The 26,707-nt window shown below is 77.8% G+C and carries 2 protein-coding genes (1 of these 2 cut by a window edge); both read right to left on the reverse strand.

Annotated features, from left to right (window positions below; translation table 11 throughout):
• On the reverse strand, positions 1–10,278 hold the full coding sequence (locus LV78_RS28420; protein WP_425546871.1) for an SDR family NAD(P)-dependent oxidoreductase: 10,278 nt from the start codon (positions 10,276–10,278) through the stop codon (positions 1–3).
• Positions 10,275–26,707, reverse strand: the 3' portion of a protein-coding gene (locus LV78_RS28425) for a type I polyketide synthase (protein ID WP_253848737.1). Its footprint extends 4,057 nt past the window's final position; only the last 16,433 of its 20,490 coding nucleotides appear in the window; its start codon lies off the right edge, out of view — the gene reads right to left on this strand; it ends in the stop codon at positions 10,275–10,277. The genes LV78_RS28420 and LV78_RS28425 overlap by 4 nt, the downstream gene beginning before the upstream one ends.

Consider the following 26,707-nt stretch of genomic DNA (forward strand, 5'->3'; position numbering starts at 1 on the left):
TCAGTCGTTCCCCGCGGCGGCGCCGCGCATCGCCCTGCGGACCAGACCGTCCAGGTCCAGGTCCGCGAGGTCCACCTGGTCGTCCTGCGCCACTCGCGCCGCGCTGTCGGCGGGCGCGAGGTCCACGAGCGCGCCGAGCACGCCCAGCTCCTCGAACCGGGCCAGCGGCACCGACGCCAGCACCCGCCGGATCGCGTCCTCCCGGTGCGCGACCTGGGCCGCCGTCACCCCGTTCCCCCGCCGGGGGGCCAGTTCGGCGCGCAGCACGCGCGCCAGCGCCAGCGGCTTCGGGTGGTCGAACACCACCGTCGGCGGCAGCCGCAGCCCGGTGGCCGCGTTCAACCGGTTCCGCAGCTCCACGGCGGTCACCGAGTCGAACCCGGCGTCCTTGAACGCCCGGTCCGCCGCCACCGCCTCCGGGTCGGCGAACCCGAGCACCGCCGCCGCCTGCGCTCGCACCAGGTCCGCGAGCAGCTCGTCCTGCCCGGCCGCGTCCAGCCCGGTCAGCCGCGCCACCAGCGCGCCCCGCGCGTCCACCGCTGCCGCGGCAGGCTCATCCGGTTCGGTTAGCAGCGCCACCACCTCGGGCAGCCCGCGCAGCAGCGGTCGCTCCCTGGCCAGGGCGTAGCCGGGGGCGAACCGCGCCCAGTCCACGTCGGCCACCACGCTCGCCGCCCGCCCCGAACCGACCGCCAGCGCCATCCCGCGCAGCGCCGCCTCCGGGTCCATCGTGCGGATGCCCAGGCGGCTCCACCGCTCCGCGTCCCCGTCGCCGATCATGCCCAGGCCACCGCCCCAGCCGCCCCACGCCACCGACGTGGCCACCAGCCCGCGCGCCCGCCTGCGGGCGGCCAGCCCGTCCAGGAACGCGTTGGCCGCCGCGTACGGGGCCTGCCCGCCGCTTCCCCACACGGCCGCGCCGGAGGAGAACAGCACGAACGCGTCCAGCTCCCGCTCGCCCAGCAGCTCGTCCAGCACCCGCGCGCCCTCGACCTTGCCGCCCGCGACGTCCGCGTACCGCCCGGCGGTCAGCTCCACCACCGGCGTCGGGGCCAGGCCCGCGCCCGCCGCGTGCACCACGGCGGTCAGCGGCCCGTCCCGCTCCACGTCCGCCAGCACGGCGGCGACGGCGTCCCGGTCGGCCACGTCGAGCGCCACCACGCTGCACCGCGCCCCCAGCGCCTCCACCTCGGCGGCCAGCTCGGCCGCGCCGGGGGCGGCGGGACCGGACCGGCTGGCGAGCACCACGTGCCCGGCCCCGGAGCGGGCGAGCCAGCGGGCCACGTGCGTGCCGAGGCCGCCGGTGCCGCCGGTGACCAGCACCGCGCCGCGCGGCGTCCACTCCGGCGCGTCGGCCCCGTCGCGGACCAGGCGGCGGGCCAGCAGGCGGCCGTCGCGCACCGCGAGCTGGTCCTCGCCGCCGGGGGCGGCCAGCGCGGCGGCGAACGCGTCCAGGTCGGCGCCGGTGGGCTGCTGCGGCAGGTCGACCAGCCCGCCGAACGCCTCCGGCAGGTCCAGCGCCAGCACCCCGCCCAACCCCCACACGGCGGCCTGACCGGGGTCGGCGTCCTCGCCCGCGACGCTCACCGCGCCCCCGGTCGCGCACCACAGCGGCCCGGTGACACCCCGGTCGGCCAGCGCCTGGACCAGCGCGGCCGTGGCCGAGCCGGGCGCGCCCGGCTCGTCGGCCCCCGCGTCCCAGGACAGCAGCGACACCACGGCGTCGGGGCGGTCGGGCAGCGCCTTCGCCAGCCCGTCGCGGGTGGCGTCGACCACCGCCACGACGGTCACGTCCACACCCCGCGCGGCCAGCCCGTCCGCGACCGCCCGCGCCCGCTCGTCGTTCGCGGGCACCACCACGGCCACCCGGCCGGGCAGCGCCGATCCGCCTGGTGACCCGTACCCGGCTGGCAGCGCCGCTCCGCCGGGCGACCTGGCCCCGCCGGGCAGCGCCGATCCGCCGGAGAGCCCTGCCCCTCCAGGCGACCCTGCCTCTCCAGGCGACCCTGCCCCTTCGGGCGACCCGGACCCGCTGGGCGACCCGGACCCGCCTGACAGCGCCGATCCGCCTGGTACCGCCGATCCGCCGGGCGGTGCCGCTCCGCTGGGCAGCCCAGACCCGCCCGCCGGGACCGGGACCGGGACCGGGACCGGGACCGGGACCCAGTCGACCCGGTAGCGCCAGCCGTCGAGCGCGCTCCTGGCCCGGCTGCGGCGCCGCCAGGACGTCAGGGCGGGCAGCACCCGTGCCAGCGAGTCCTCGTCCACGGCCAGCTCCCCGGCCAGGTCCGCCGCGTCACGGCCCTCGATCACCGCCCACAGCGCGTCGTCACCACCGTCCGGCGCGGCGGCCGGGCGCGCGGGTTCCGGCCAGTAGCGCTCGTGCTGGAACGCGTACGTCGGCAGCGGAGCCCGCCCCGCCTCGGGCAGCACCCGCGTCCAGTCCACGTCCACGCCGCGCACGTGCAGCTCGGCCAGGCCGGTCAGGACCCGGTCCCAACCGCCGTCGTCGCGGCGCAGCGTGCCGGTCACGGCGACCCGCGCGTCCCCGGCCGCCTCGGCGCTCTCCTGCACCGCCGCCGCCAGCACGGGGTGCGTGGAGACCTCCACGAAGGCCCGGTGCCCGGTGTCGAGCAGCGTGCCGATCCCGTCGGCGAAGCGGACGGTCCGGCGCAGGTTGTGGAACCAGTAGTCGGCGTCGTTGTCACCGGGCGTGATCCACTCGCCGGTCACCGTCGACAGCCACGGGATCCCACCGGGCTGCGGGGTGACGTCGGCGAGCATCCGCCCGAGCTGGTCGCGGATGGCGTCGACGTGCCCGGTGTGGCTGGCGTAGTCCACGGGGACCACCCGCGTGCGGACCGCCTCGCCATAGCCGCGCCGCAGCTCCTCCAGCGCCCCGGTGTCCCCGGCGACCACGGTCGCGCTCGGCCCGTTGACCGTCGCGACCCACAACCGGCCCTCGTGGCCGGTCAGGTCGATCTCGGCGGCGGGCAGGGCGACGGACATCATGCCGCCGAGCCCGGTCAGCTCCTCGTCGATGAGCTGGCTGCGCAGCGCGACGATCTTCGCGCCGTCCTGCGGGGTCAACCAGCCCGCGACGGTCGCGGCGGCGATCTCGCCCTGCGAGTGCCCGATCACCGCGTCCGGCTCGACGCCGAGCGAGCGCCACAGCGCCGCGAGGGACACCATCACCGCCCACGACGCGGGCTGCACGACGTCCACGTCGTCCAGCGCGCCACCCGAGGTGATCACCTCGACCAGGTCCCAGTCGGTGTACGGGCGCAGCGCGGCCGCGCACTCGCGCAGCCGCTCGGCGAACACCGGCGAGGTCTCCAGCAGCTCGCGCCCCATGCCGACCCACTGCGCGCCCTGGCCGGGGAACACGAACACCACGCGCCCCTCGACCCCGGTCCGCCCGGTGACGAGCGCGGGGGAGGGCCGCCCCTCGGCCAGCGCCCGCAGCGCCTCCCCGGCGCGCGCCGGGTCGCCCACGACCACGGCCCGCTCCTCCAGGGCCGCCCGCCCCAGCACCAGCGACCGGGCCACGCCCGCCGAGGGCGGCTCACCGCCCAGGTGCGCCACGAGCCGATCGGCCTGCGCCCGCAGCGCCTCGGGCGTGCGGGCCGACAGCACCCACGGCAGCACACCCGCCTCTGCCCCCGCCTCCACCGCCGCGGACTCGGGGGCCTGCTCCAGGATCACGTGCGCGTTCGTCCCGCTGACCCCGAACGACGACACCCCGGCCCGGCGCGGACGTCCCGCCTCCGGCCACTCCCGCGCCCGCGTCAGCAGCTCCACCGACCCCGCGCCCCAGTCCACCGCCGAGGTCGGCTCGGTGACGTGCAGGGTGCGCGGCAGCACGCCGTGCCGAATCGCCTGGATCATCTTGATCACGCTGCCGATGCCCGCCGCCGCCTGGGTGTGCCCGAGGTTGGACTTGAGCGTGCCCAGCCACAGCGGCTGCTCGCGGTCCTGCCCGTAGGTGGCGAGCAGCGCCTGCGCCTCGATCGGATCACCCAGCGAGGTTCCGGTGCCGTGCGCCTCCACGACGTCCACGTCCGCGTGCCCGAGCCCGGCCGCGTCGAGCGCCGCGCGGATCACCCGCTGCTGCGACGGCCCGTTCGGCGCGGTGAGCCCGTTCGAGGCCCCGTCCTGGTTGATCGCCGACCCGCGCACCACGGCCAGCACCTCGTGCCCGTTGCGGCGCGCGTCCGAGAGCCGCTCCAGCAGCACCAGGCCGACGCCCTCGCTGAACCCGGTGCCGTCCGCGCCCTCCGAGAACGACTTGCACCGCCCGTCCGCTGCCAGCCCCCGCTGCCGCGAGAAGCTCACGAACCCGCCGGGCGTGGACATCACCGTCACCCCGCCGACCAGCGCCATCGAGCACTCGCCCGCCCGCAGCGCCCGCGCGCCGAGGTGGATCGCCACCAGCGACGACGAGCACGCCGTGTCGATCGTCAGCGCGGGCCCGGTCAGCCCCAGCGCGTAGGCGACGCGCCCGGACACCACGCTGCCCGACGTGCCGGTGCTGCGGTAGGTCTCCGCGCCCTCGGGCAGCTCGCCCGCCGCCTCCCCGTAGTCGTGGTAGATCAGGCCCGCGAACACGCCGGTGTCGGTGCCGTGCGCCGAGCGCGGGTCGATGCCCGCCTGCTCGAACGTCTCCCAGGCGACCTCCAGCAGCAGCCGCTGCTGCGGGTCCATCGCCAGCGCCTCGCGCGGGGAGATGCCGAAGAACGGCGCGTCGAACCCCGTCGCCCCGTCCAGGAACCCGCCCTCCCGCACGTACGAGGTGCCCGCGTGGTCGGGGTCCGGGTCGAACAGCGCCGCCAGGTCCCAGCCCCGGTCGGTCGGGAACGGGCCGATGCCGTCGCGCTCCTCGGCGACCAGCCGCCACAGCCCGTCCGCGTCGGCGACCCCGCCGGGGAACCGGCACGCCATGCCCACCACGGCGATCGGGTCGTCGTCGGCCACCACCTCCCGCCGCGCCGGGACCTGGGCCGCCTCCGCGCCGAACAGCAGCTCCCGCAGGTGCTCCGCGATCCGCGCGGACGTCGGGTGGTCGAACACCACCGTCGCGGGCAGCGCGAGACCGGTGGCCGCGCCGAGCCGGTTGCGCAGCTCCACGGCGGTGAGCGAGTCGAACCCGACCTCGCGGAACGGCTGGTCCTGCCCGATGCCGTCCGGGCCGCCGTGCCCGAGCACGGCGGCGGCCTCGGCGCGCACCAGCCCCACCAGCGCCCGTTCGCGCTCCACCGCGTCCAGCCCGGCCAGCCGCGCCACCAGCGGCAGGGCCGCCTGCCGCGCGGCGCCTGCGGTGCGGCGGGGGCGGCGGACCAGGTCGCGCAGCAGCGGCGGCGCCGGGTCGGTTCCCCGGCGCAGCGCGGCGGTGTCCAGGTGGATCGGCACCAGCAGCGCGTCGTCCGCGCCGAGCGCGGCGTCCAGCAGCGCCAGGCCGCGCGCCGCGTCCAGGCCGAGCACCCCGCCCCGGCGGGTGCGGGCCACGTCGGCGGCGTCCATGGTCGCGGTCAGCCCGCTGGTGTCCGACCACAGGCCCCAGGCCAGCGACACGCCAGGCAGGCCCCGCGCGCGGCGGTGCTGCACGAGCGCGTCGGCGACCGCGTTGGCCGCCGCGTAGTTCGCCTGGCCGGGCGTGCCGAGCGTGCCGGTGGCGGAGGAGAACACCACCAGCGGCACGGCCCCCAGCAAGTCGTCCAGGTGGGCGACCGCGTCGACCTTGGGGCGGAGCACGGCGTCGAACCGGTCGGCGGTGAGGTCGGTGAGCAGGCCGTCGTCCAGCGCGCCCGCCGCGTGCACCACGGCGGTGGGGGAGACGCGCGCCAGCAGCGCGGCGAGCGCCGCCCGGTCGGCCACGTCGCACGCCGTCAGCTCGACCTCCGCGCCCAGCCCGCGCAGTTCGTCCAGGAGTTCTTGAGCGCCTGCCGCGTCCGGGCCGCGCCTGCTCACCAGGTGCAGGCGCTCCGCGCCGTGCGCGGTGACCAGGTGGCAGGCCACGAGCGCGCCGAGCGTGCCGGTGCCGCCGGTGACCAGCACGGGTCCGTCGACCGGCAGCGCGCCAGGCGCGGCGTCGGCGGGGCCGAGCCGAGGCGCGAACCCCGCGCCCGCCCGGACGGCCAGCTGCGGCTCCGGCGAGGCCAGCGCGCCAGGCACGGCGTCGAGCGCGTCGACGTCCAGCAGCCACACCCGGTCCGGGTGCTCCGACTGCGCCGAGCGCGCCAGGCCCCAGACCGCCGCCGCAGCCGGGTCGGTGACCTCGGCGTTCCCGCGCACGGGCACCGCGCCGCCGGTCACCAGCACCAGCCGGGTTCCGGTGAGGGCGTCCTCGCCCAGCCACGCCACCAGCAGCTCCAGCGCGCGGACCGCGAACGCGCGGGCGGCCTCGGGCACGTCCTGCTCCGGGGCCCGCCACGCGGTGGTGTCCACGACGACCACCGCGGGCCGGTCGCCCTCGGGCAGCGCCGCCACGGCGGCCGGGTCGGCGAACACCGGTAGGGTGGCGAACCCGGCGTGCCCGGACGGCCCCAGCAGCCCCCAGCCCGGCGCGGCGGGCGCGGGCGGCTGCTCCACCCAGCGCACCCGCCACAGCGCGTCGGCCGTCGCGTTCGGGGCCTGCGCGTGCTCGGCGTCGGCCTCGCGCAGCACGAGCGCGTCCACCGTCACGACCGGTTCCCCGTCCGCGTCGCGCAGCTCCACCACCAGGCCGTCGTCCCCGGTGGCGCGGGCGTGCACCCGCACGGCGCCTGCCCCGGTGGCGTGCAGCCGGACCCCGGTCCACGCGAACGGCAGCAGCGTGCGCGAGCCGGGCCCGCCGGGCAGGCAGAGCGTGCCCACGTGCAGCGCCGCGTCCAGCAGCGCCGGGTGCACGCCGAACCCGCCCGCCTCACCGGGCAGCACCACCTCCGCCCACGCCTCGCCGTCACCGGCCCAGGCGGCGGTCAGGCCCTGGAACAGCGGCCCGTACTCGTAGCCCGCGCCCGCGAGGCGGTCGTAGAAGTCGTCCACGTCCACGGCTCGCGCACCCTGGGGCGGCCACGCGCCGGTCGCGCGGGCGGGCGCCGCCCGGTCCTCCGGGGCGAGCGAGCCGGTGGCGTGCTCGGTCCACCGCGCCGTCTCGCTCGCCGCGTCCTCGGCGCGGGACCAGATCCGCACCGCGCGCGACCCGTCGTCCGCCGGACCCGCCACGTCCACCTGCACGTGCAGGAAACCCCGCTCCGGCACCGGCATCGGCCGGGTGATCACGAGTTCGCGCAGCACGGGCGCGTCCACCTCGTCACCCGCGCGCAGCGCCAGCTCCACCAGCGCCGTGCCGGGGGCCAGCGCGGTCCCGCTCACCGCGTGCTCGGCCAGCCACGGGTGCGTCGCCCGCGACAGCCGCCCGCTCAGCAGCACCCCGCCGGTGCCGGGCAGTTGGGTCACGGCGGCCAGCAGCGGGTGCGCCGCGTCGGCCAGGCCGGCGCCCGTGACGTCACCGGCCGCCGCGCCCCGGTCCAGCCAGTAGCGCTCGTGCTGGAACGCGTAGGTCGGCAGCGGGACGCGGCGCGCGCCCGTGCCCGCGAACACGGCCTTCCAGTCGATCCGGACGCCGCGTACGTGCAGTGCGGCGAGGCTGGTGAGGAGGCGGTCGGGGCCGCCGTCGTCGCGGCGCAGCGTGCCGGTGACGGCGGCGGGTCCGGTTCCTTCGAGCGTGGCCTCGACGGCGGTGGTGAGCACGGGGTGGCTGGAGACCTCCACGAACACCCGGTGGCCTTCGGCGACGAGGGTGGTGATGGCGGTGTGGAAGTCGACCGCGCCCCGCAGGTTGCGGAACCAGTAGTCGGCGTCGGCGTCCTCGCCGGTTGTCCACTCTCCGGTGACCGTGGACAGCCACGGCACCTCACCCGCGCGCGGCGTCACGCCGGACAATGCCTCGGCGAGGCGGTCGCGGATGGCGTCGACGTGGCCGGTGTGGCTGGCGTAGTCGACCGGGATGATCCGCGCCCGGACCTCGGTGGCCTCGTAGTGGGCGTGGAGCTCGCGCAGCGCGTCCACGTCACCGGCGACGACGGTCGACGTCGGCCCGTTGAGCGCGGCGATCCACAGCCGTCCGGGGTAGCCGCTCAGGTCGACGTCACCGGCGGGCAGCGCGACGGACATCATGCCGCCGAGCCCGGCCAAATCCTGGGCGATCGCCTTGCTGCGCAACGCGACCACGGCCGCGGCGTCGGCCAGGCTGAGCGCCCCGCTGACGGCCGCCGCCGCGATCTCCCCCTGCGAGTGCCCGACCACCGCGTCCGGTTCGACGCCCAGCGATCGCCAGACCGCTGCGAGGGACACCATCACGGCCCACGACGCGGGTTGCACCACGTCGACCCGGTCCAGCGAGTCACGTTCCCGCAGCACCTCGACGAGATCGAAGTCCACGAACGGCTCCAGCGCTTCCGCGCACTCGCGCAACCGCTCCGCGAACACCGGCGACACGTCGATCAGCTCGGCCCCCATGCCGACCCACTGCGCCCCCTGACCGGGGAACACGAACACCGCCTTGCCGCTCACGTCCGCCTCACCGGTCGTGACCAGCGCGGACGGCAAGCCCTCGGCCAGCGCCGCCAGCCCGTCCGGGCCGACCACCACCGCCCGGTGCTCCAGGTGCGCCCTGGTGGTGGCGAGCGAGAACCCGACGTCCTCCGCCCGCAGCTCGGCCGTCACGTGCCCGGCCAACCGCCGCGCCTGGTCGGCGAGCGCGGCGGCCGTGCGCCCGGACAGCGCCCACGGCGTCCCGCCGCCCGCCGCCACCGGCCCGAACCCACCCGCTTCCCCAGCGGGCTCGACGGTGTCCGGCCCCTGCTCCAGGATCACGTGCGCGTTGGTGCCGCTGACCCCGAACGACGACACCCCGACCCGCCTGGGGCGCCCGGTCTCCGGCCACGGCCTCGCCTCCGCCAGCACCTCCACCGCGCCCGAGGACCAGTCGACCTTGGTGGTGGGCGTGCCGACGTTCAGCGTCCGAGGCAGCACCCCGTGGCGCATCGCCTGCACCGCCTTGATCACCCCGGCCACGCCCGCCGCCGCCTGGGTGTGCCCGAGGTTCGACTTGACCGACCCCAGGTAGAGCGGCTGCGCCCCGTCCCGGTGCCGCCCGTAGGTGTTGAGCAGCGCCTGCGCCTCGATCGGATCACCCAGCACCGTGGCGGTGCCGTGCGCCTCCACCGCGTCCACGTCCGCGTACCCGAGCCCGGCCGCGTCGAGCGCCGCGCGGATCACCCGCTGCTGCGACGGCCCGTTCGGCGCGGTGAGCCCGTTCGAGGCCCCGTCCTGGTTGATCGCCGACCCGCGCACCACGGCCAGCACCTCGTGCCCGTTGCGGCGCGCGTCCGAGAGCCGCTCCAGCAGCAGCAGGCCGACGCCCTCCGACCACGACGTGCCGTCCGCGCCGTCGCCGAACGACTTGCACCGCCCGTCGCGGGCCAGGCCGCGCTGCCGGGAGAACCCGACGAACCCGCCCGGCGTCGCCATCACCATCACGCCGCCCGCGAGCGCCAGCGAGCACTCCCGCGCCCGCAGCGCGTGCCCGGCCCAGTGCATCGCGACCAGCGACGACGAGCAGCCGGTGTCCAGCGTGACGGCGGGGCCCTCCAACCCGAGCGAGTACGAGATCCGCCCGGAGGCGATGCTGCCCGCCCCGCCGATGCCCAGGTAGCCCTCGAAGCCCTCCGGCACCCGGTCCACGGTCAGCGCGTAGTCGCCGTTCGCGACCCCGGTGAACACCCCCACGTCCTGCCCGGACAGCGAGGTCGGGTCGATGCCCGCCTGCTCGAAGGCCTCCCACGCCGTCTCCAGCAGCACCCGCTGCTGCGGGTCGGTGGCCAGCGCCTCGCGCGGGGAGATCCCGAAGAACCCGGCGTCGAACAGGGCCGCGTCGTCCAGGAACCCGCCCTCGGTGACGTAGGAGCGGCCGGTGGCGTCGGGATCGGGGTCGAACAGCGCGTCCAGGTCCCAGCCCCGGTCGTCCGGGAACGGCCCGATGCCGTCGCGGCCGGACGCCACCAGCTCCCACAGCTCGTCCGGGGTGCGCACGCCGCCGGGGAACCGGCAGGCCATGCCGACGATCGCGATCGGCTCGTCCGCCCCGGACTCCGCCTCGCGCAACCGCTCCCGCGTGCTGTGCAGGTCGGCGGTGACCCGCTTGAGGTAGCTGAGGAGCCTCTCGTCGTTCGCCATCTGTTCCTCGCCGGGGTCGTCGTTGTGAGGGCCGGGGTGGGGGTCGGGTGCGGGGGTCACGCGTCCCCGAACTCCCGGTCGATGAACGCGAGCACGTCCTCGGCCCCCGCGTCGTCCAGCTCGTCGGCGGCCCCGCGCCCGCCGTTCGAGCGCGCGCCGTTCGCCCGCTCGCCGTTCGCGGCGACCAGCTCGCCCACGCGGGCGCTCAGCCGCCGCAGCCGCAGCTCCAGCCGGGACCGGCTGATCTCGCCCGTCGGCAGGGCCGGGATGGCCGTCTCCAACCGGTCCAGCTCGGCCAGCACACCCGCCACCGAGTCCACCGGCGCGGCGGCCGGGCCCAGCGCGGACCGCAGGTGCGCGGCCAGCGCGCTCGGGCGCGGGTGGTCGAACACCAGCGTCGCGGGCAGGGTGAGCCCGGTGGCCGCGCCGAGCCGGTTGCGCAGCTCCACGGCCGTGAGCGAGTCGAACCCGACCTCCCGGAACGCCCGGTCGCCGGTGATGCCGCCCAGGCCGAGCACGGCCGCCGCCTCCGCCCGCACCAGCTCGGTGAGCAGCCGCTCCTGCTCGGCGGGCGGCAGGCCGACCAGCCGCGCCCCGAACCCGTCGCCGCCCGCGGGCGCGTCCGGCACGGCCAGCGCGTCGGTGACCTCGGGCAGCGCCGTCAGCAGCGGCCGGGGCCGGGCGAGGGCGTAGGCGGGGGCGAAGCGGGCCCAGTCGACGTCCGCGACCACCACGTGCGCCTCGCCCGAGCCGACCGCGTGCGCGAGGGCGAGCGTGGCCAGGCGCGGGTCCATGGTCAGCAGCCCGGCGCGGCGCCACTGCTCGCCCAGCACCTCGTCGACCGTGCCGACCCCGCCCCAGGCGCCCCAGGCCACCGAGGTGGCCGCGAGCCCACGGGCGCGCCTGCGGTGCGCGAGGCCGTCCAGGAAGGCGTTGCCCGCCGCGTACCCGGCCTGCCCGCCGCTGCCCCACGCCGCCGCGCCGGAGGAGAACAGCACGAACGCGTCCAGCTCCCGCCCGCCCAGCAGCTCGTCCAGCAGGCGGGCGCCCGCGACCTTGCCCCGGCCGATCGCCGCGAACTCCTCCGGCGTGGTCTCCGCCAGCGGCCGACCCGGTCGGGCCACGCCCGCGGCGTGCACCACCGACAGCGGCCCGTCCGGCAGGCCCGCGACCACCCCGGCCAGCGCGTCCCGGTCGGTGACGTCGCAGGCCAGCACCGCGCAGCGGGCGCCGGTCGCGGTGATCTCCTCGGCCAGGGCGTCCGCGCCCGGCGCGTCCGGGCCGCCGCGCGAGAGCAGCACCAGGTCCTCCGCGCCCTGCTCCGCCGCCCACCGGGCGACGTGGCCGCCGAGGCCGCCGGTGCCGCCGGTGACCAGCACCGTCCCGCGCGGTCGCCACGCGGGCGCCGACGCGACCGGCCGCCGCGTCATCCGCCGCGCGAACACCCCGGACGGGCGCACCGCCAGCTGGTCCTCGTCGCCCGCTCCGGCGACCACCGCGCACAGCAGGTCCAGCGCCACGCCGTCGGGCCGCGCGGGCAGGTCGACCAGACCGCCCCAGACGTCCGGCAGGTCAAGGCCCAGCACGACGCCCGTGCCCCACAGCTGCGGCCCGAACTCGGCCGTCACCTCACCGGGGTCGGCGACGGCCACCGCGCCGAGCGTGGCGCACCACAGCGGGGCCGACCAGCCGCGCCGCACCGCCTCCCGCACCAGCGCGACCGCGTCCTCGACGCCGCGCGAGAGCGTGCCGCCCTCGGCGGGCCGGTCGTCCCAGGCCAGCAGCGACAGCACCCCGGCAGGCTCGTCCCCAGGGTCCGCGCCCGCCGCCACGATCCTCGGCGTCGCGCCGCGCGCGGCCAGCGCCGCCGCGACCTCGGCGACCGAGGTGTCGTCGGCGCCCGCCTCGGGCGCCACGACCAGCCACGTCCCGGACAGCGGGGCGGCGGGCACGTCCACCCGCTCCCAGCCGATCCGGTACGACCAGTCGTCCACGGTCGCGCCGTCCCGGTTGCGGGACCGCCAGGACGTCAGGCCGGGCAGCACCGGCTCCAGCACGGCGGGCTCGACCCCGAGCGACCCGGCGAGCGCGGCCAGGTCGCCGCTGTCGACGGCGTCCCAGAACGGGGCGTCCGCGACCGCCTGCGGCGCGTCCGGCTCGGCGAGCCAGTAGCGCTCGTGCTGGAACGCGTAGGTGGGCAGCGGGATCCTGCGGGCTCCGCTGCCCGCGTGGACCGCGTCCCAGTCGACGCGGACGCCGCGCACGTGCAGTGCGGCGAGGCTGGTGAGGAGGCGGTCGGGGCCGCCGTCGTCGCGGCGCAGCGTGCCGGTGACCACGGCGGGTCCGGCGGCCTCGATCGCGGCCTCGATCGCGGTGGTGAGCACGGGGTGGCTGGAGACCTCCACGAACACCCGGTGCCCTTGCCCGGCGAGGGTGGTGATCGCGGCGTGGAAGCCCACCGCGCCGCGCAGGTTGCGGAACCAGTAGTCCGCGCCCGCGTCCTCGCCGGTGGTCCACTCTCCGGTCGCGGTCGACAGCCACGGGATCGTGCCCGCCCTCGGCCGCACGTGCGCCAGGGCTTCGGCCAGCCGCTCGCGGATGGCGTCGACGTGGCCGGTGTGGCTGGCGTAGTCGACGGGGATGATCCGGGACCGGACCTCGGTGGCCTCGTAGTGGGCGTGGAGCTCGCGCAGCGCGTCCACGTCACCGGCGACGACGGTCGACGTCGGCCCGTTGAGCGCAGCGATCCACAGGCGGTCGGGGTAGCCGCTCAGGTCGATCGCGTCGGCGGGCAGGGCGACGGACATCATGCCGCCGAGCCCGGCCAAATCCTGGGCGATCGCCTTGCTGCGCAAGGCGACCACGGCTGCGGCATCGGCCAAGCTGAGCGCCCCGCTCACGGCCGCCGCCGCGATCTCGCCCTGCGAGTGCCCGACCACCGCGTCCGGTTCGACGCCGAGCGAGCGCCACACCGCCGCGAGCGAGACCATCACCGCCCACGACGCGGGCTGCACCACGTCGACCCGGTCCAGCGAGTCACGTTCCCGCAGCACCTCGATCAGGTCGAAGTCCACGAACGGCTCCAGCGCCGCAGCGCACTCGCGCAACCGCTCCGCGAACACCGGCGACGCCTCCAGCAGCTCCGCGCCCATGCCGACCCACTGCGCCCCCTGACCGGGGAACACGAACACCACGCGCCCGTCGACCTCGGCCGCACCGGAGGTCACGAGCGCCGACGAGCGGCCCTCGGCCAGCGCCGCCAGCCCGTCGCGGGCCTGCTCCGCCGTCCCGGCCACCACGACCGCCCGCTGCCCGAACGCCGACCGCGTGCCCGCCAGCGACCAGCCCACGTCCGCCGCACCCGCCCGCGTTCCCGCCAGGTGCGCCACGAGCCGCGCGGCCTGGGCGCGCAGCGCGGCGGGCGTGCGCCCGGACACCGGCCAGGCCACCGCCTCCACCACCCCGGCCCCCCGAGGGGCCATCGGCGCGGCGGGCGCGTCCTGCGGGGCCTGCTCCAGCAGCACGTGCGCGTTGGTGCCGGAGATGCCGAACGACGACACCCCCGCCCGGCGGGGCCGCCCGGTCTCCGGCCACGGCCGGGACCCGGTCAGCAGCGCGACCGCGCCCGACTCCCAGTCGACCTCCGTCGTCGGGGTGTCGGCGTGCAGGGTCGCGGGCAGCACGCCCCGCTGCATCGCCAGCACCATCTTGAGCACGCTCGCGATGCCCGCCGCCGCCTGGGTGTGCCCGATGTTCGACTTGACCGACCCCAGCCACAGCGGTCGCCGCGGGTCCCGGTCCCGCCCGTAGGTGGCGAGCAGCGCCTGCGCCTCGATCGGGTCGCCGAGGGCGGTGCCGGTGCCGTGCGCGTCGACCGCGTCCACCTCGTCGGGGGACAGGCCCGCGTTGGCCAGCGCCTGCCGGATCACCCGCTGCTGCGCGGGCCCGTTCGGCGCGGTCAGCCCGTTCGACGCCCCGTCCTGGTTCAGCGCCGTGCCGCGCACGACCGCCAGCACCGGGTGCCCGTTGCGCCGCGCGTCCGAGAGCCGCTCCAGCAGCACCAGACCCACGCCCTCGGCGAACGCCATGCCGTCCGCGTCGTCGCCGAACGCCTTGCACCGCCCGTCCGGGGCCGCGCCGCGCTGCCGGGAGAACGACACGAACCCGCCCGGCTTCGCGATCACCGTCGCGCCGCCCGCGATCGCCATCGAGCACTCGCCCGACCGCAGCGCCTGCGCCGCCAGGTGGATCGCCACCAGCGACGACGAGCACGCGGTGTCCACGGTGACGGCTGGCCCGGTCAGCCCGAGCAGGTACGCCACCCGGCCGGACGCGATGCTGGTGGTCGAGCCGGTCATCACGTACCCCTCCAGCTCGGCGGGGGTGGTGCCGCTGTGCACGCCGTACTCCTGGTTGATCACGCCCGCGAACACGCCGACGTCGCTGCCGCGCACCGAGACCGGGTCCACGCCCGCCCGCTCGAACAGCTCCCACGAGGTCTCCGCGAGCAGCCGCTGCTGCGGATCGGTGGCCAGCGCCTCGCGCGGGGAGATGCCGAAGAACTCGGCGTCGAACCCGGCCGCGTCGGCCAGGAACCCGCCGTCGCGCACGTAGCTCTTGCCCGGCCGGTCCGGGTCGGCGTCGTAGAGCGCCTCCAGGTCCCAGCCCCGGTCGCGCGGGAACGGGGTGATCGCGTCCCGGCCCTGCTCCAGCAGCTCCCACAGCGCCTCGGGCGAGTCCGCGCCGCCGGGCAGCCTGCAGCTCGCCGAGACGATCACGACCGGATCGTCGTCGCGCGCGCCCGAGGTGGCGACCGCCCGCGCCTCGGGCAGGCCGTCGCCGGTCAGCTCGGCGCGCAGGTGCTCGGCGAGCGCGGCCGGGGTGGCGTGGTCGAACACCAGCGTGGACGGCAGCCGCAGCCCGGTCGCGGCGGCGAGCCGGTTGCGCAGCTCCACCGCCGTGAGCGAGTCGAACCCGGTCTCGTTGAACGCGCGCTCGGCGTCGACGGCCTCCTTGCCCGCCAGGCCCAGGACCACGGCGGCGTGCGAGCGCACCAGGTCCAGCACGAACCGGCGCCGGTCGGCCTCGCCCAGCCCCGCCAGCGCCGCGGCCACGCCGCGCTCGTCCCGCGCGGAGGCGGCCATGGCGCGGCGCGCGGGCCGGACCAGGCCGCGCAGCACCGGGTTCGCGGCGGTGGCGGCCGTGACGTCCAGCTCGGCGGCGACCACGGTCGGGCGGCCCGCGTCGAGCGCGGCGTCGAGCAGGCGCAGCGCGGACGCGGTGTCCATGGGGCGCACCAGCTCGCGGCGACCGCCCTGCTGCGCGGGCAGCCCGGCCGTGAGCGCGCTGGTCCGCGCCCAGCGGCCCCAGGCCAGCGACAGCCCGGCCAGCCCGGCGGCCCTGCGGTGCTGGGCCAGGGCGTCCAGGTAGGTGTTGGCGGCGGCGTAGTTCGCCTGGCCCGCGTTGCCCAGCACCCCCGCCACCGACGAGCACAGCGCGAACAGCGCCAGGTCGGCGTGCTTCGTGGCCTCGTGCAGCAGCAGCGCCGCGTCGGCCTTGGGCCGCAGCACCGAGGCGACCCGGTCCGCGTCCAGGGCGGTGACCACCCCGTCGTCCAGGGCGCCCGCCGCGTGCACGACGCCGGTGAGCGGGTGCGCGGCGGGGATCGAGGCGAGCAGCGCGGTGAGCGCGTCCTCCTCGGACATGTCGCACGCGGCCAGCCGGACCTGCGCGCCCCGCTCCGCCAGCTCCGCGACCAGCTCGGCCGCGCCCGGCGCGTCGGGGCCGCTGCGGCTGACCAGCAGCAGGCGCCGGGCGCCGTGCGCGTCCACCAGGTGCCGGGCCATGGCCGCGCCGAGCGTGCCGGTGCCGCCGGTGACCAGCACCGTGCCGTCCGGGTCCGGGCGGCGCGGCGGGGTGAGCACGATCTTGCCGATGTGCTTGCCCTGGCTCATGGCCCGGAACGCCTCCGGCGCCCGCACCACGTCGAGGACCCTGGTCGGCAGCGGTCGGAGCGCGCCCGACTCGAACAGGCCCACCAGCTCCACCAGCAGCTCCGCGATCCGGTCCGGCCCGGCGTCCCGGCCGAGGTCGAACGCGCGGTAGGCGCGGCCGGGGTGGGCGCGCGCCACCTCGTCCGCGTCGCGCAGGTCCGCCCGGCCCATCTCCACGAACCGGCCGCCCTCGCGCAGCAGCCGCAGCGAGGCGTCGACGTGCTCGCCGACCAGCGAGTTCAGCACCACGTCGACCGGGCCGAACCCGGTGGCGTAGGCCAGGTCCCGGCTGGAGGCCAGCCGGTTCGCGGGCAGGTCCAGCGCGGCGTGCTTCGACGGGTGCGCGGTGCCCAGCACCTCGGCCCCGAAGTGCCTGGCGAGCTGCACGGCGGCCATGCCGACGCCGCCCGCCGCCGCGTGCACCAGCACGGTCTCGCCCTCCACCAGACCGCCCAGGTCGCGCAGCCCGTGCAGGGCGGTCAGGAACGCGACCGGCGCCCCGGCCGCCTCCGTGAACGACCAGCCGCGCGGCATCCGCACCACCGTGCGGGCGTCCGCGACGGCCAGCGGCCCGAACGCGCCGGGGATCATGCCCATCACGCGGTCGCCCACGGCCACGCGGGTGACGTCCGGCGCGACCTCCACGACCACGCCCGCGCCCTCGGTGCCGATCTCCGACTCGTAGGCGTCGAGCGCGATCAGCACGTCCCGGAAGTTCAGGCCGCCCGCCCGCACCGCGATCCGCACCTGTCCGGGCGCGAGCGGCGCCCCGGCGGCGGGGGTCGGCACGAGCGCCAGGTTCTCCAGGGTGCCCCGGCCGGTGCTGTCGAGCCGCCACGGCCCGTCCGGCACGGCCAGCGACCCGGACGCCTCGACCAGCCTCGGCGCGAACGCCGCCCCACCGCGCAGGGCGAGCTGCGGTTCGGCGGCCGTGGCGAGCGCGGCGGCGGGCAGCGCGGCCTCGGAGGCGTCGTCGACGTCGATCACGGCGACGCGTCCGGGCTCCTCGGCCTGCGCGGCGCGCACCAGCCCCCACGCGGCGGCGGCAGCCGGGTCGGTGACCTCGGCGTCGTCGTGCACGGCCACCGCGCCCCGCGTCACCACGACCAGGGGCGTGGTCCCGTCGAGCGCGGCCTGGACCTCGGCGAGCACCCGCGTGGTGATCGCCTCGGCCCGCCCGACGCCCTCGGGCAGCTCCCACGCCCTGGTGTCCAGGACGGCGGGGGAGGCGGTCGTCCCCCCTGGCAGCGGGTGCGGGGTCCACTCCAGCACGTGCAGCCCGTCGTCCGCCGTCGTCGCCGTCCGCAGCCGGTCCGCGTCGGCGGCGCGCAGCAGCAGCGACCCGACGGTCACCACGGGCGTGCCCGCCGGATCGCTCGCCCGCAGCGACAACCGCTCCGGCCCGTCCGCCCGCACCCGCACGCGCAGCGCCGTCGCCCCGGCCGCGTGCAGCCGCACGCCGGTCCAGGTGAACGGCAGCGCCGTGCCCCGGCCGTGGCCCGCGCACAGCGAGGCCGCGTGCAGGGCCGCGTCCAGCAGCGCCGGGTGCAGCCCGAACCGGGCCGCTGCGCCGTGCTGGTCGTCGGGCAGCCCGACCTCGGCGAACGCCTCGTCGCCCCTGACCCAGCCGCGCACCAGGCCCCGGAAGGCCGGGCCGTAGTCGTAACCCCGTTCGGCGAGGCCGTCGTAGAAGCCGCCGAGGTCCACCTGCTCGGCCCCGGCGGGCGGCCACTCCCCGCCCTCCGCTTCCGGCGCGGCGCCCTCCTCCGGGGCGAGCGAGCCCGAGGCGTGCTCGGTCCACGGCCGGTCGTCGCCCGGCCGCGAGTACACCGCGACCGGCCGCCGCCCGTCCCGCGCCTGCTCGCCCACCAGCACCTGCACCTGGATCGTCCCGGTGGTCGGCAGCACGAGCGGCCTGCCCAGCACCAGCTCCGCCACCACCGGCGTGCCGGTCTCGTCGCCCGCGCGCACCACCAGCTCCACCAGCGCCGTCCCCGGCAGCAGCGGAACGCCGGACAGCGCGTGGTCGGCCAGCCACGGCTGCGCGGACGGCGACAACCGCCCGGTCAGCAGCACCCCGCCGGTGTCCGGGACGCTGACCACCGCGCCCAGCAGCGGGTGCCCGGCCTGCCGCAGCCCCACCGCGCGCACGTCGCCGCCGGACGGGGTGAGCCAGAACCGCTCGTGCCGGAACGCGTACGTCGGCAGCTCCACCACCGCGGCCCCGGTCCCGGCGAACACCGCCGCCCAGTCCACCGCCACGCCCGAGGCGACCACCTCGCCGAGCGCGCCGACGACCCGGTCCGCGCCGCCGTCGTCGCGGCGCAGCGTGCCCGCGACGGCGACCCGCACGTCCTGCCGCTCGTCGGCGACCTCGCCGATCGCGGTGGTCAGCACCGGGTGCGTGGAGACCTCCACGAACGCCCGGTGCCCGGTGTCGACCAGCGCGCGGACGGCCTCGTCGAAGCGGACCACGTCGCGCAGGTTGCGGTACCAGTAGTCGGCGTCGAGCCCGGTGTGCTCCACCCACTGCCCGTCCACCGTGGACAGCCACGGCACGTCGCCCGCCTTCGCGGTGACGTCGGCCAGCTCCGCGCGCAACCGGGCCGCGATCCCGTCCACGTGCCCGGAGTGCCCGGCGAAGTCCACGCCGGGCAGCCGCCACCGGTTGATCCGGGCCTTGGCCAGCACCCGCACGAACTCGCCGAGCGCCTCGGCGTCACCGGACACCGAGACGGACGCGGGGCTGTTGACCGCCGCGATCCACAGCTTCCCGGCCCACGGCTCCAGCAGCTCCGCGACCCGGTCGGGGGAGGTGAGCACGGACAGCATCCCGCCGCGCCCGGTCAGCTCCTGCGCGATGGCCCTGCTGCGCCGCGCGATCAACCGCGCCGCGTCGCCCAGCTCCAGGTACCCGCCGACCACCGCCGCCGCGACCTCGCCCTGCGAGTGCCCGAGCACGGCGGACGGCTCCACCCCGCACGAGCGCCACAGCGCGGCCAGGGCCACCATCACCGCCCACGAGGTGGGCTGGAGCACGTCGACCCGCTCGAACCCCGGCGCGTCCTCCGCGCCGCGCACCACGTCCAGGAGGTCCCAGTCTGTGTGCGGGGCCAGCGCGTCGGCGCACTCGCGCAGCCGCGCGGCGAACACCGGCGAGGTCTCCAGCAGCTCCCGCCCCATGCCGGTCCACTGCGCGCCCTGACCGGGGAACACGAACACGGTCTTCGCCGCACCCGACCCGACGGCGGAGCCGGTGAGCACGGCCTGGTCGGCCTCGCCGCCCGCGAGCGCGTCGGCGGCGGACAGCAGCGCCTCGCGGGTGCCGCCGGTGAGCACGGCGCGGTGCGGGTGCGCGGTGCGGGTGGTGGCGAGCGACCAGCCGACGTCGAGCGGCGAGAGGCCGTCGTGCGCCCGCACGTGGGCGGCCAGCTTCGCGGCCTGCGCGGGAAGCGCGTCGGCGGAGCGGGCCGACAACGGCCAGGGGATCACGCCGGAGGTCCGCACGAGACCCGCCAGGGCATCCGGCCCTGGCACCGCCGCGCCGCCGGGCACTGCCGCGATCCCTCGCGCTGCCGCACCGCCTTGCGCCACCCCGGTTCCCGCTGCCGCCGCCCCGCTCCGCGCCCCCACGCCCTCCTCCACCGGCGCGGCTTCCAGCACCAGGTGCGCGTTCGTCCCGCTGATCCCGAACGACGACACCCCCGCCCGCCGGGGCCGCCCGCTCTCCGGCCACGGCCGCGCGCTGGTCAGCAGCCGCACGCCGCCCGACTCCCAGTCCACCGCCGCGCTCGGCTCGGCCACGTGCAGCGACCGGGGCAGCAGCCCGTGGTTCAGCGCCAGCACCATCTTGATCACGCTGGACACGCCCGCCGCCGCCAGGGTGTGCCCGGTGTTGGACTTGAGCGACCCCAACCACACCGGCGCGCCCGCGTCCCGGTCCGCCCCGTAGGTGGCGAGCAGCGCGCCCGCCTCGATCGGGTCGCCGAGCGCGGTGCCGGTGCCGTGCGCCTCCACCGCGTCCACGTCGGACGGTCGCAGCCCCGCGTCCGCCAGGGCCGCCCGGATCACCCGCTGCTGCGCCGGGCCGCTGGGCGCGGTCAGCCCGTTCGACGCCCCGTCCTGGTTCAGCGCCGACCCCCGGATCACCGCCAGCACCGGGTGCCCGCGCCGCCGCGCGTCCGACAGCCGCTCCAGCAGCAGCACGCCCGCGCCCTCGCTGAACGCGGTGCCGTCCGCGTCCGCGCCGAACGCCTTGCAGCGCCCGTCGCGGGCCAGCCCGCGCTGTCGGGAGAACTCCACGAACGCCGACGGGCGCCCCATCACGGTCGCGCCGCCCGCGAGCGCCATCGAGCACTCGCCCCGGCGCAGCGCCTGCACCGCCCAGTGCGCGGCCACCAGCGACGACGAGCACGCCGTGTCCACGGTGACCGCGGGACCCTCCAGCCCGAACAGGTAGGCCACCCGCCCGGACGCCACCGACGTGGCGGTGCCGGTGAGCAGGTAGCCCTCCAGCTCCTCGGGGGCGGCGCCCGCGCGCACGCCGTAGTCCTGGTCGATGATCCCGGCGAACACGCCGGTGTCGGTGCCGCGCTGCGCGGTCGGGTCGAGCCCGGCGCGCTCGAACGCCTCCCAGCAGGTCTCCAGGAACACCCGCTGCTGCGGGTCCATCGCCAGGGCCTCGCGCGGGGAGATGCCGAAGAACCCGGCGTCGAACCCGCCCGCGTCCTCCAGGAAACCGCCGCGCAGCACGTAGGAGGTGCCGGGGGAGTCGGCGTCCGGGTGGTACAGGGACTCCAGGTCCCAGCCCCGGTCGTCGGGGAAGTCCACGATGCCGTCCCGCTCCCCGGTGAGCATCTCCCACAGCCCCGCCGGGTCGACCACGCCACCGGGCAGCCTGCACGCCATCGACACGATCGCGATCGGCTCGTCGGCGGCTCCGGTCACCGGCGCCGCGGGCGCGGGCGCGGTGTCCTCCGCACCGACCAGCCCGGCCCGCAGCAGCGCGGCGAACCGCACCGGCGTCGGGTGGTCGAACGTCGCCGTCGCGGGCAGCCGCAGCCCGGTCGCCGCGGCCAGCCGGTTGCGCAGCTCCACCGCGGTGAGCGAGTCGAAGCCCATGTCCCGGAACGCGACCTGCGGCTCGACCCGCTCCGCGCTCGCGTGCCCGAGCACGGCGGCGGCCTCGCCGCGCACCAGCTCCAGCAGCAGCTCGTCCTGCTCGGCGGCCGACGCCCCGGCCAGCCGCCCGGTCAGCCCGCCCCCGCCCGCCCGCTCGCGCGCGGCGGCGGTGCGGCGGGTGGCGCGCACCAGCCCGCGCAGCAGCGGCGACGCCGACGCCGGGTCGCGCGGCGCGGCCGGGTCGATCCTGGCGGCCACCAGCGCGGGCAGCCCGGAGGCCAGGCCCGCGTCCAGCGCGGCCAGCGCCTCGTCGTTGCCCATGCCCAGCACGCCCGCGCGCCGGGTGCGCTCCACCGCGCGCCCGTCCATCGTGGCGGTGAGCGCGCTCGTGTCGCTCCACAGGCCCCAGGCCAGCGAGGTCGCCGGGAGCGCGCGGGCGTGCCGGGTGCGGGCCACCGCGTCCAGCACGGCGTTCGCCGCCGCGTAGTTGCCCTGACCGGCGTTGCCGAGCACGCCCGCCGCCGAGGAGTAGACGACGAACGCGGCCAGGTCGGCGTCGCGGGTCGCCTCGTCCAGGTGCGCGATCGCGTCCACCTTGGGGCGGAACACCGCGTCGAACCGGTCCGGGGTGAGCGAGGTGACCGTGCCGTCGTCCAGCGCGCCCGCCGCGTGCACGACCGCCGTCAACGGGCGCCCGGCCGGGATCGAGGCGAGCAGGGCGTCGAGCGCGGCCCGGTCGGCGACGTCGCACGCCACCACCCGCACGTCCGCGCCCAGCCCGCGCAGCTCCTCGGCCAGTTCCGCCGCCCCCGGCGCGTCGGGGCCCTGCCTGCCGACCAGCAGCAGGTTCCGCGCGCCGTGCGCGGTGACCAGGTGGCGGGCCGCGGTGGCGCCGAGCGTGCCGGTCCCACCGGTGATCAGCACCGTGCCGTCCGGGTCGGGGCGGCGCGGGATCGTCAGCACGATCTTGCCGGTGTGCCTGCCCCGGCTCATCTCGCGGAACGCCGACACCGCGCGCGTGACGTCCCACGTGCGCACCGGCAGCGGCCGGAGCGCGCCCGACTCGAACAGGTCCACCAGCTGCGCCAGCAGCTCGCCGATCCGGTCCGGCCCGGCGTCGGCCCCCAGGTCGAACACCCGGTAGCGCACGCCCTCGACCGCGTCCCGGACGTCGTTCTTGCCGATCTCCACGAACCGGCCGCCCGCGCGCAGCAGCCCCAGCGAGGCGTCCACGTGCTCGCCGACCAGCGAGTTGAGCACCACGTCCACCTCGCCGAATTCGGTGGCGTAGGCCAGGTCGCGGCTGGAGGCGAGCTGGTCGGCGGGCACGCCCAGCGCGGTCAGCACCGGGTGCTTGGCCGGGTGCGCGGTGGCCAGCACGCGCGCCCCGAAGTGGTGGGCCAGCTGCACGGCGGCCTGACCGACCCCGCCCGCCGCCGCGTGCACCAGCACCGTCTCCCCGGCCCGCAGCCCGGCGATGTCCTGGAGCCCGTGCAGCGCGGTCAGGAACGCGACCGGCACGGCCGCCGCGTCGGTGAACGACCAGCCGCGCGGCACCCGCGCCACGGTGCGGGCGTCGGCCGTGGCCAGCGGCCCGAACGAGCGCGGGAACAGCCCCATCACCCGGTCGCCCACGGCGAACCCGGTCACCTCCGGGCCGACCTCGGTCACGATCCCGGCGCCCTCGCCGCCGACGCCCTCCTGGCCCGCGACGCCGTCCAGCGCCACCAGCACGTCCCGGAAGTTCTGCCCGGCGGCCCTGACCTCGATCCGCACCTCGCCCGCCCGCAGCGGGGCCGGTTCCGATGGCACGAGCGCGAGGCCGTCGAGCGTGCCGGTGGTGACGGCGTCCAAGTGCCAGTGCGGCCCGGCGGGCGGCGCCAGACCGGGGGACAGGCGGCGCAGGCGCGGCGCCAGCGCGGTCCCGGCGCGCAGCGCGGCCTGCGGCTCGTCGGCGGGGACGAGCGCGGCGACCTCGGCGGCCGTGCCGCCGTCGACGTCGACCAGCGCGAACCGGCCGCGGTGCTCGGACTGCGCCGAGCGCAGCAGCCCCCAGACGGCGGCGGCGGCCGGGTCGGTGACCTCGGCGTCGTCGGCCACCGCCACCGCGCCCGAGGTGATCACCAGCAGCGGCGCGCCGTCCGCGCCCGCCAGCCGGTCCCGCACCAGTTCCAGCGCGCGGGCGGCCAGCTCGCGGGACCGGGTCGGCAGGTCGGCGGCGGCCTCCCAGTCCCTGGTGTCGGCGACCGCGAGACCGGGGGCGCCGCCCGCCGCGACCTCGGTCCACTCCACCTCGTGCAGCGACTCGGCCGGGCGCGCGCCCGCGACCGCCGGTCGCAGGGTCAGCCCGCCGACGCTCGCCACGGGCGCGCCGTCGGCGTCGAACAGCTCCAGCGCCAGGGAGTCCTCGCCCGTCGCCCGCACGCGCACCCGCACCGCCGTCGCCCCGGTGGCGTGCAGCCGCACCTCGTTCCACGCGAACGGCAGCAGCGTCCGGCCCGGCGCGGGCGGCACGCGCAGGTTGCCCGCGTGCAGCGCCCCGTCCAGCAGGGCCGGGTGGATGCCGAACCCGTTCCCGGACCCGGCCTCCCCGGACAACGCCTCCCCGTGCAGCACGGCCTCCGCGAACACCTCGCCGTCGCGCGTCCACGCCGCCGCGAGCCCCCGGAACAGCGGTCCGTACCCGTAGCCCAGCTCGGCCAGGTTCTCGTAGAACCCTTCCAGCGCGACGGGTTCCGCGCCCGCTGGCGGCCACTGCCCGTCCAGTCGCGTCCCGTCGTCGGCGCCGCCGGGGGCGAGCGCGCCCGCCGCGTGCTCGACCCACTCCGCCGCCGCCCCGGTCCGCGAGTACAGCCGCAGCTCCCGCGCGCCCTCCTCGTCCGGGCCGCCCACGAGGACCTGGAGGTCCACCTCCGCGTCCGGCGGCACCACCAGCGGCTGCCCGATCACCAGCTCGCGCAGCACCCCGCACCCGGTCTCGTCGCCCGCGCGCACGGCCAGCTCCACGATCGCCGCGCCCGGCAGCAGCACCCGGCCCGCCACCGCGTGCTCGGCCAGCCACGGCTGCCGCCGCAGCGAGAGCCGCCCGGACAGCAGCACCCCGCCCGTGCCCGGCAGCGGCACGACCGCGCCGAGCAGCGGGTGGGCCGCGTCCACCAGCCCCGACCCCGACACGTCCCCGGTCACCGGGCCGCGCACCAGCCAGTACCGCTCGTGCTGGAACGCGTACGTCGGCAGCTCCACGCGCCCGCCCACGCCCGAGAACACCTCGTCCAGCCCCACCGGGACACCGCGCGCGTGCAGCTCGGCCAGCCCGGTCAGCAGCCGCTCCGGCCCACCGTCGTCGCGCCGCAGCGAGCCGACCACCAGCGCGTCGCGCACCCCGGCCGCCTCCAGCACCTCGCCGGTCGCGGCGGTGAGCACCGGGTGGCTCGACACCTCCACGAACACCCGGCGCCCCGACCCGGCCAGCGCCGCCACCGCGTCGGCGAACCGCACGGTCCCGCGCAGGTTCCGGAACCAGTAGTCGGCGTCCAGCCGCGTGACGTCGACCCAGTCCAAGTCCACCGTGGACAGCCACGGCACGTGCCCCGCCTGCGCGGTGACACCCGCCAGCACCTCCTGCAGCACCCCGTCGAGCGCGTCCACGTGCTCGGTGTGACTGGCGTAGTCCACCGGGATGATCCGGGCCCGCACGCCCTCCCGCTCGCAGTGCGCGGCCAGCTCCGGCAGCGCCTCGGCGGACCCGGCCACGACGGTCGCGGACGGCCCGTTCACGGCGGCCACCGACACCCGGTCCCGCCAGTCCGCGATCAGCCCGGCCACCCGCTCCGCCCCGGCGGCGACCGACATCATGCCGCCACGCCCGGCCAGGTGCCCGGCGATCGCACGGCTGCGCAGCCCCACCACCCGCGCCGCGTCGTCCAGCGACAACCACCCCGCCACGCACGCGGCGGCCACCTCGCCCTGCGAGTGCCCCACCACCGCGTCCGGCCGCACCCCGCACGACTCCCACAGCGCGGCCAGCGCCACCATCACCGCCCACGAGGCGGGCTGCACCACGTCGACCCGGTCCAGCTCGGCCCCGTCGGCGAGCAGGTCGAGCAGGGACCAGCCGGTCCACCGCTCCAGCGCCTCGGAGCACTCGCGCAGCCGCGCGGCGAACACCGGCGAGGTCTCCAGCAGCTCCCGGCCCATGCCGGTCCACTGCGCGCCCTGGCCGGGGAAGACGAACACCACCGGGCCGTCCACGTCGGCCTGCCCGGTGACCAGCCCCGGCGCGGGGCGGTCCTCGGCGAGCGCGCGCACCCCGGCCCGCGCGGCGTCGACGTCCCGCGCCACGACGGCGGCCCGGTGCTCGAACGCCGTGCGGGTGGTGGCGAGCGCCCGGCCGAGCGCGGCCAGGTCGGTTCCGCCGCCGAGGTGGTCGAGCAGGGTCGCGGCCTGCGCGGCGAGCGCGGCGCGGGTGCGCCCGGACAGCACCAGCGGCACGGCGCCGCCGGTGACCACCAGACCGGGGGAGCCCGGCTCGACCGGCGCGGGTCCCCCGTGCTCCTCCAGCACGAGGTGCGCGTTGGTGCCGCTGACCCCGAACGAGGACACGCCCGCCCGGCGCGGTCGCCCGTTCGCCCGCCACGGCCTGGCCTCGGTCAGCAGCTCGACCGCGCCCGCCGACCAGTCCACCGCGGACGTGGGCGTGCCGACGTGCAGGGTCCGGGGCAGGACGCCGTGCCGCAGCGCCAGCACCATCTTGATCACACCCGCGACGCCCGCCGCCGCCTGCGCGTGACCGAGGTTGGACTTGAGCGAGCCCAGCCACAGCGGTTCGGCGCGGCCTTGCCCGTAGGTCGCCAGCAGCGCCTGCGCCTCGATCGGATCACCGAGCGCCGTGCCGGTGCCGTGCGCCTCCACCGCGTCCACTTCGGACGGTCGCAGGCCCGCGTTCGCCAGCGCCTGCAGGATGACCCGCCGCTGCGCCGGGCCGCTGGGCGCGGTGAGCCCGTTCGACGCCCCGTCCTGGTTGACCGCGCTCCCGCGCACCACCGCCAGCACCGGGTGCCCGTTGCGGCGCGCGTCCGAGAGCCGCTCCAGCAGCAGCACGCCGACGCCCTCGGCCCAGTTCGTGCCGTCCGCGTCGTCGGAGAACGACTTGCACCGCCCGTCACCGGCCAGCCCGCGCTGCCGGGAGAACTCCACGAACGAGGTCGGCTGCCCCATCACCGCCACCCCGCCCGCGAGCGCCATCGAGCACTCCCCGGACCGGAGCGCCTGCGCGGCGAGGTGGATCGCGACCAGCGACGAGGAGCACGCGGTGTCCACGGTCAGCGCCGGACCGGTCAGCCCGAGCGCGTAGGCGACCCGCCCGGACACCACGC

The organism is Actinosynnema pretiosum (genome assembly GCF_024171695.1).
Lineage (GTDB): Bacteria > Actinomycetota > Actinomycetes > Mycobacteriales > Pseudonocardiaceae > Actinosynnema > Actinosynnema pretiosum.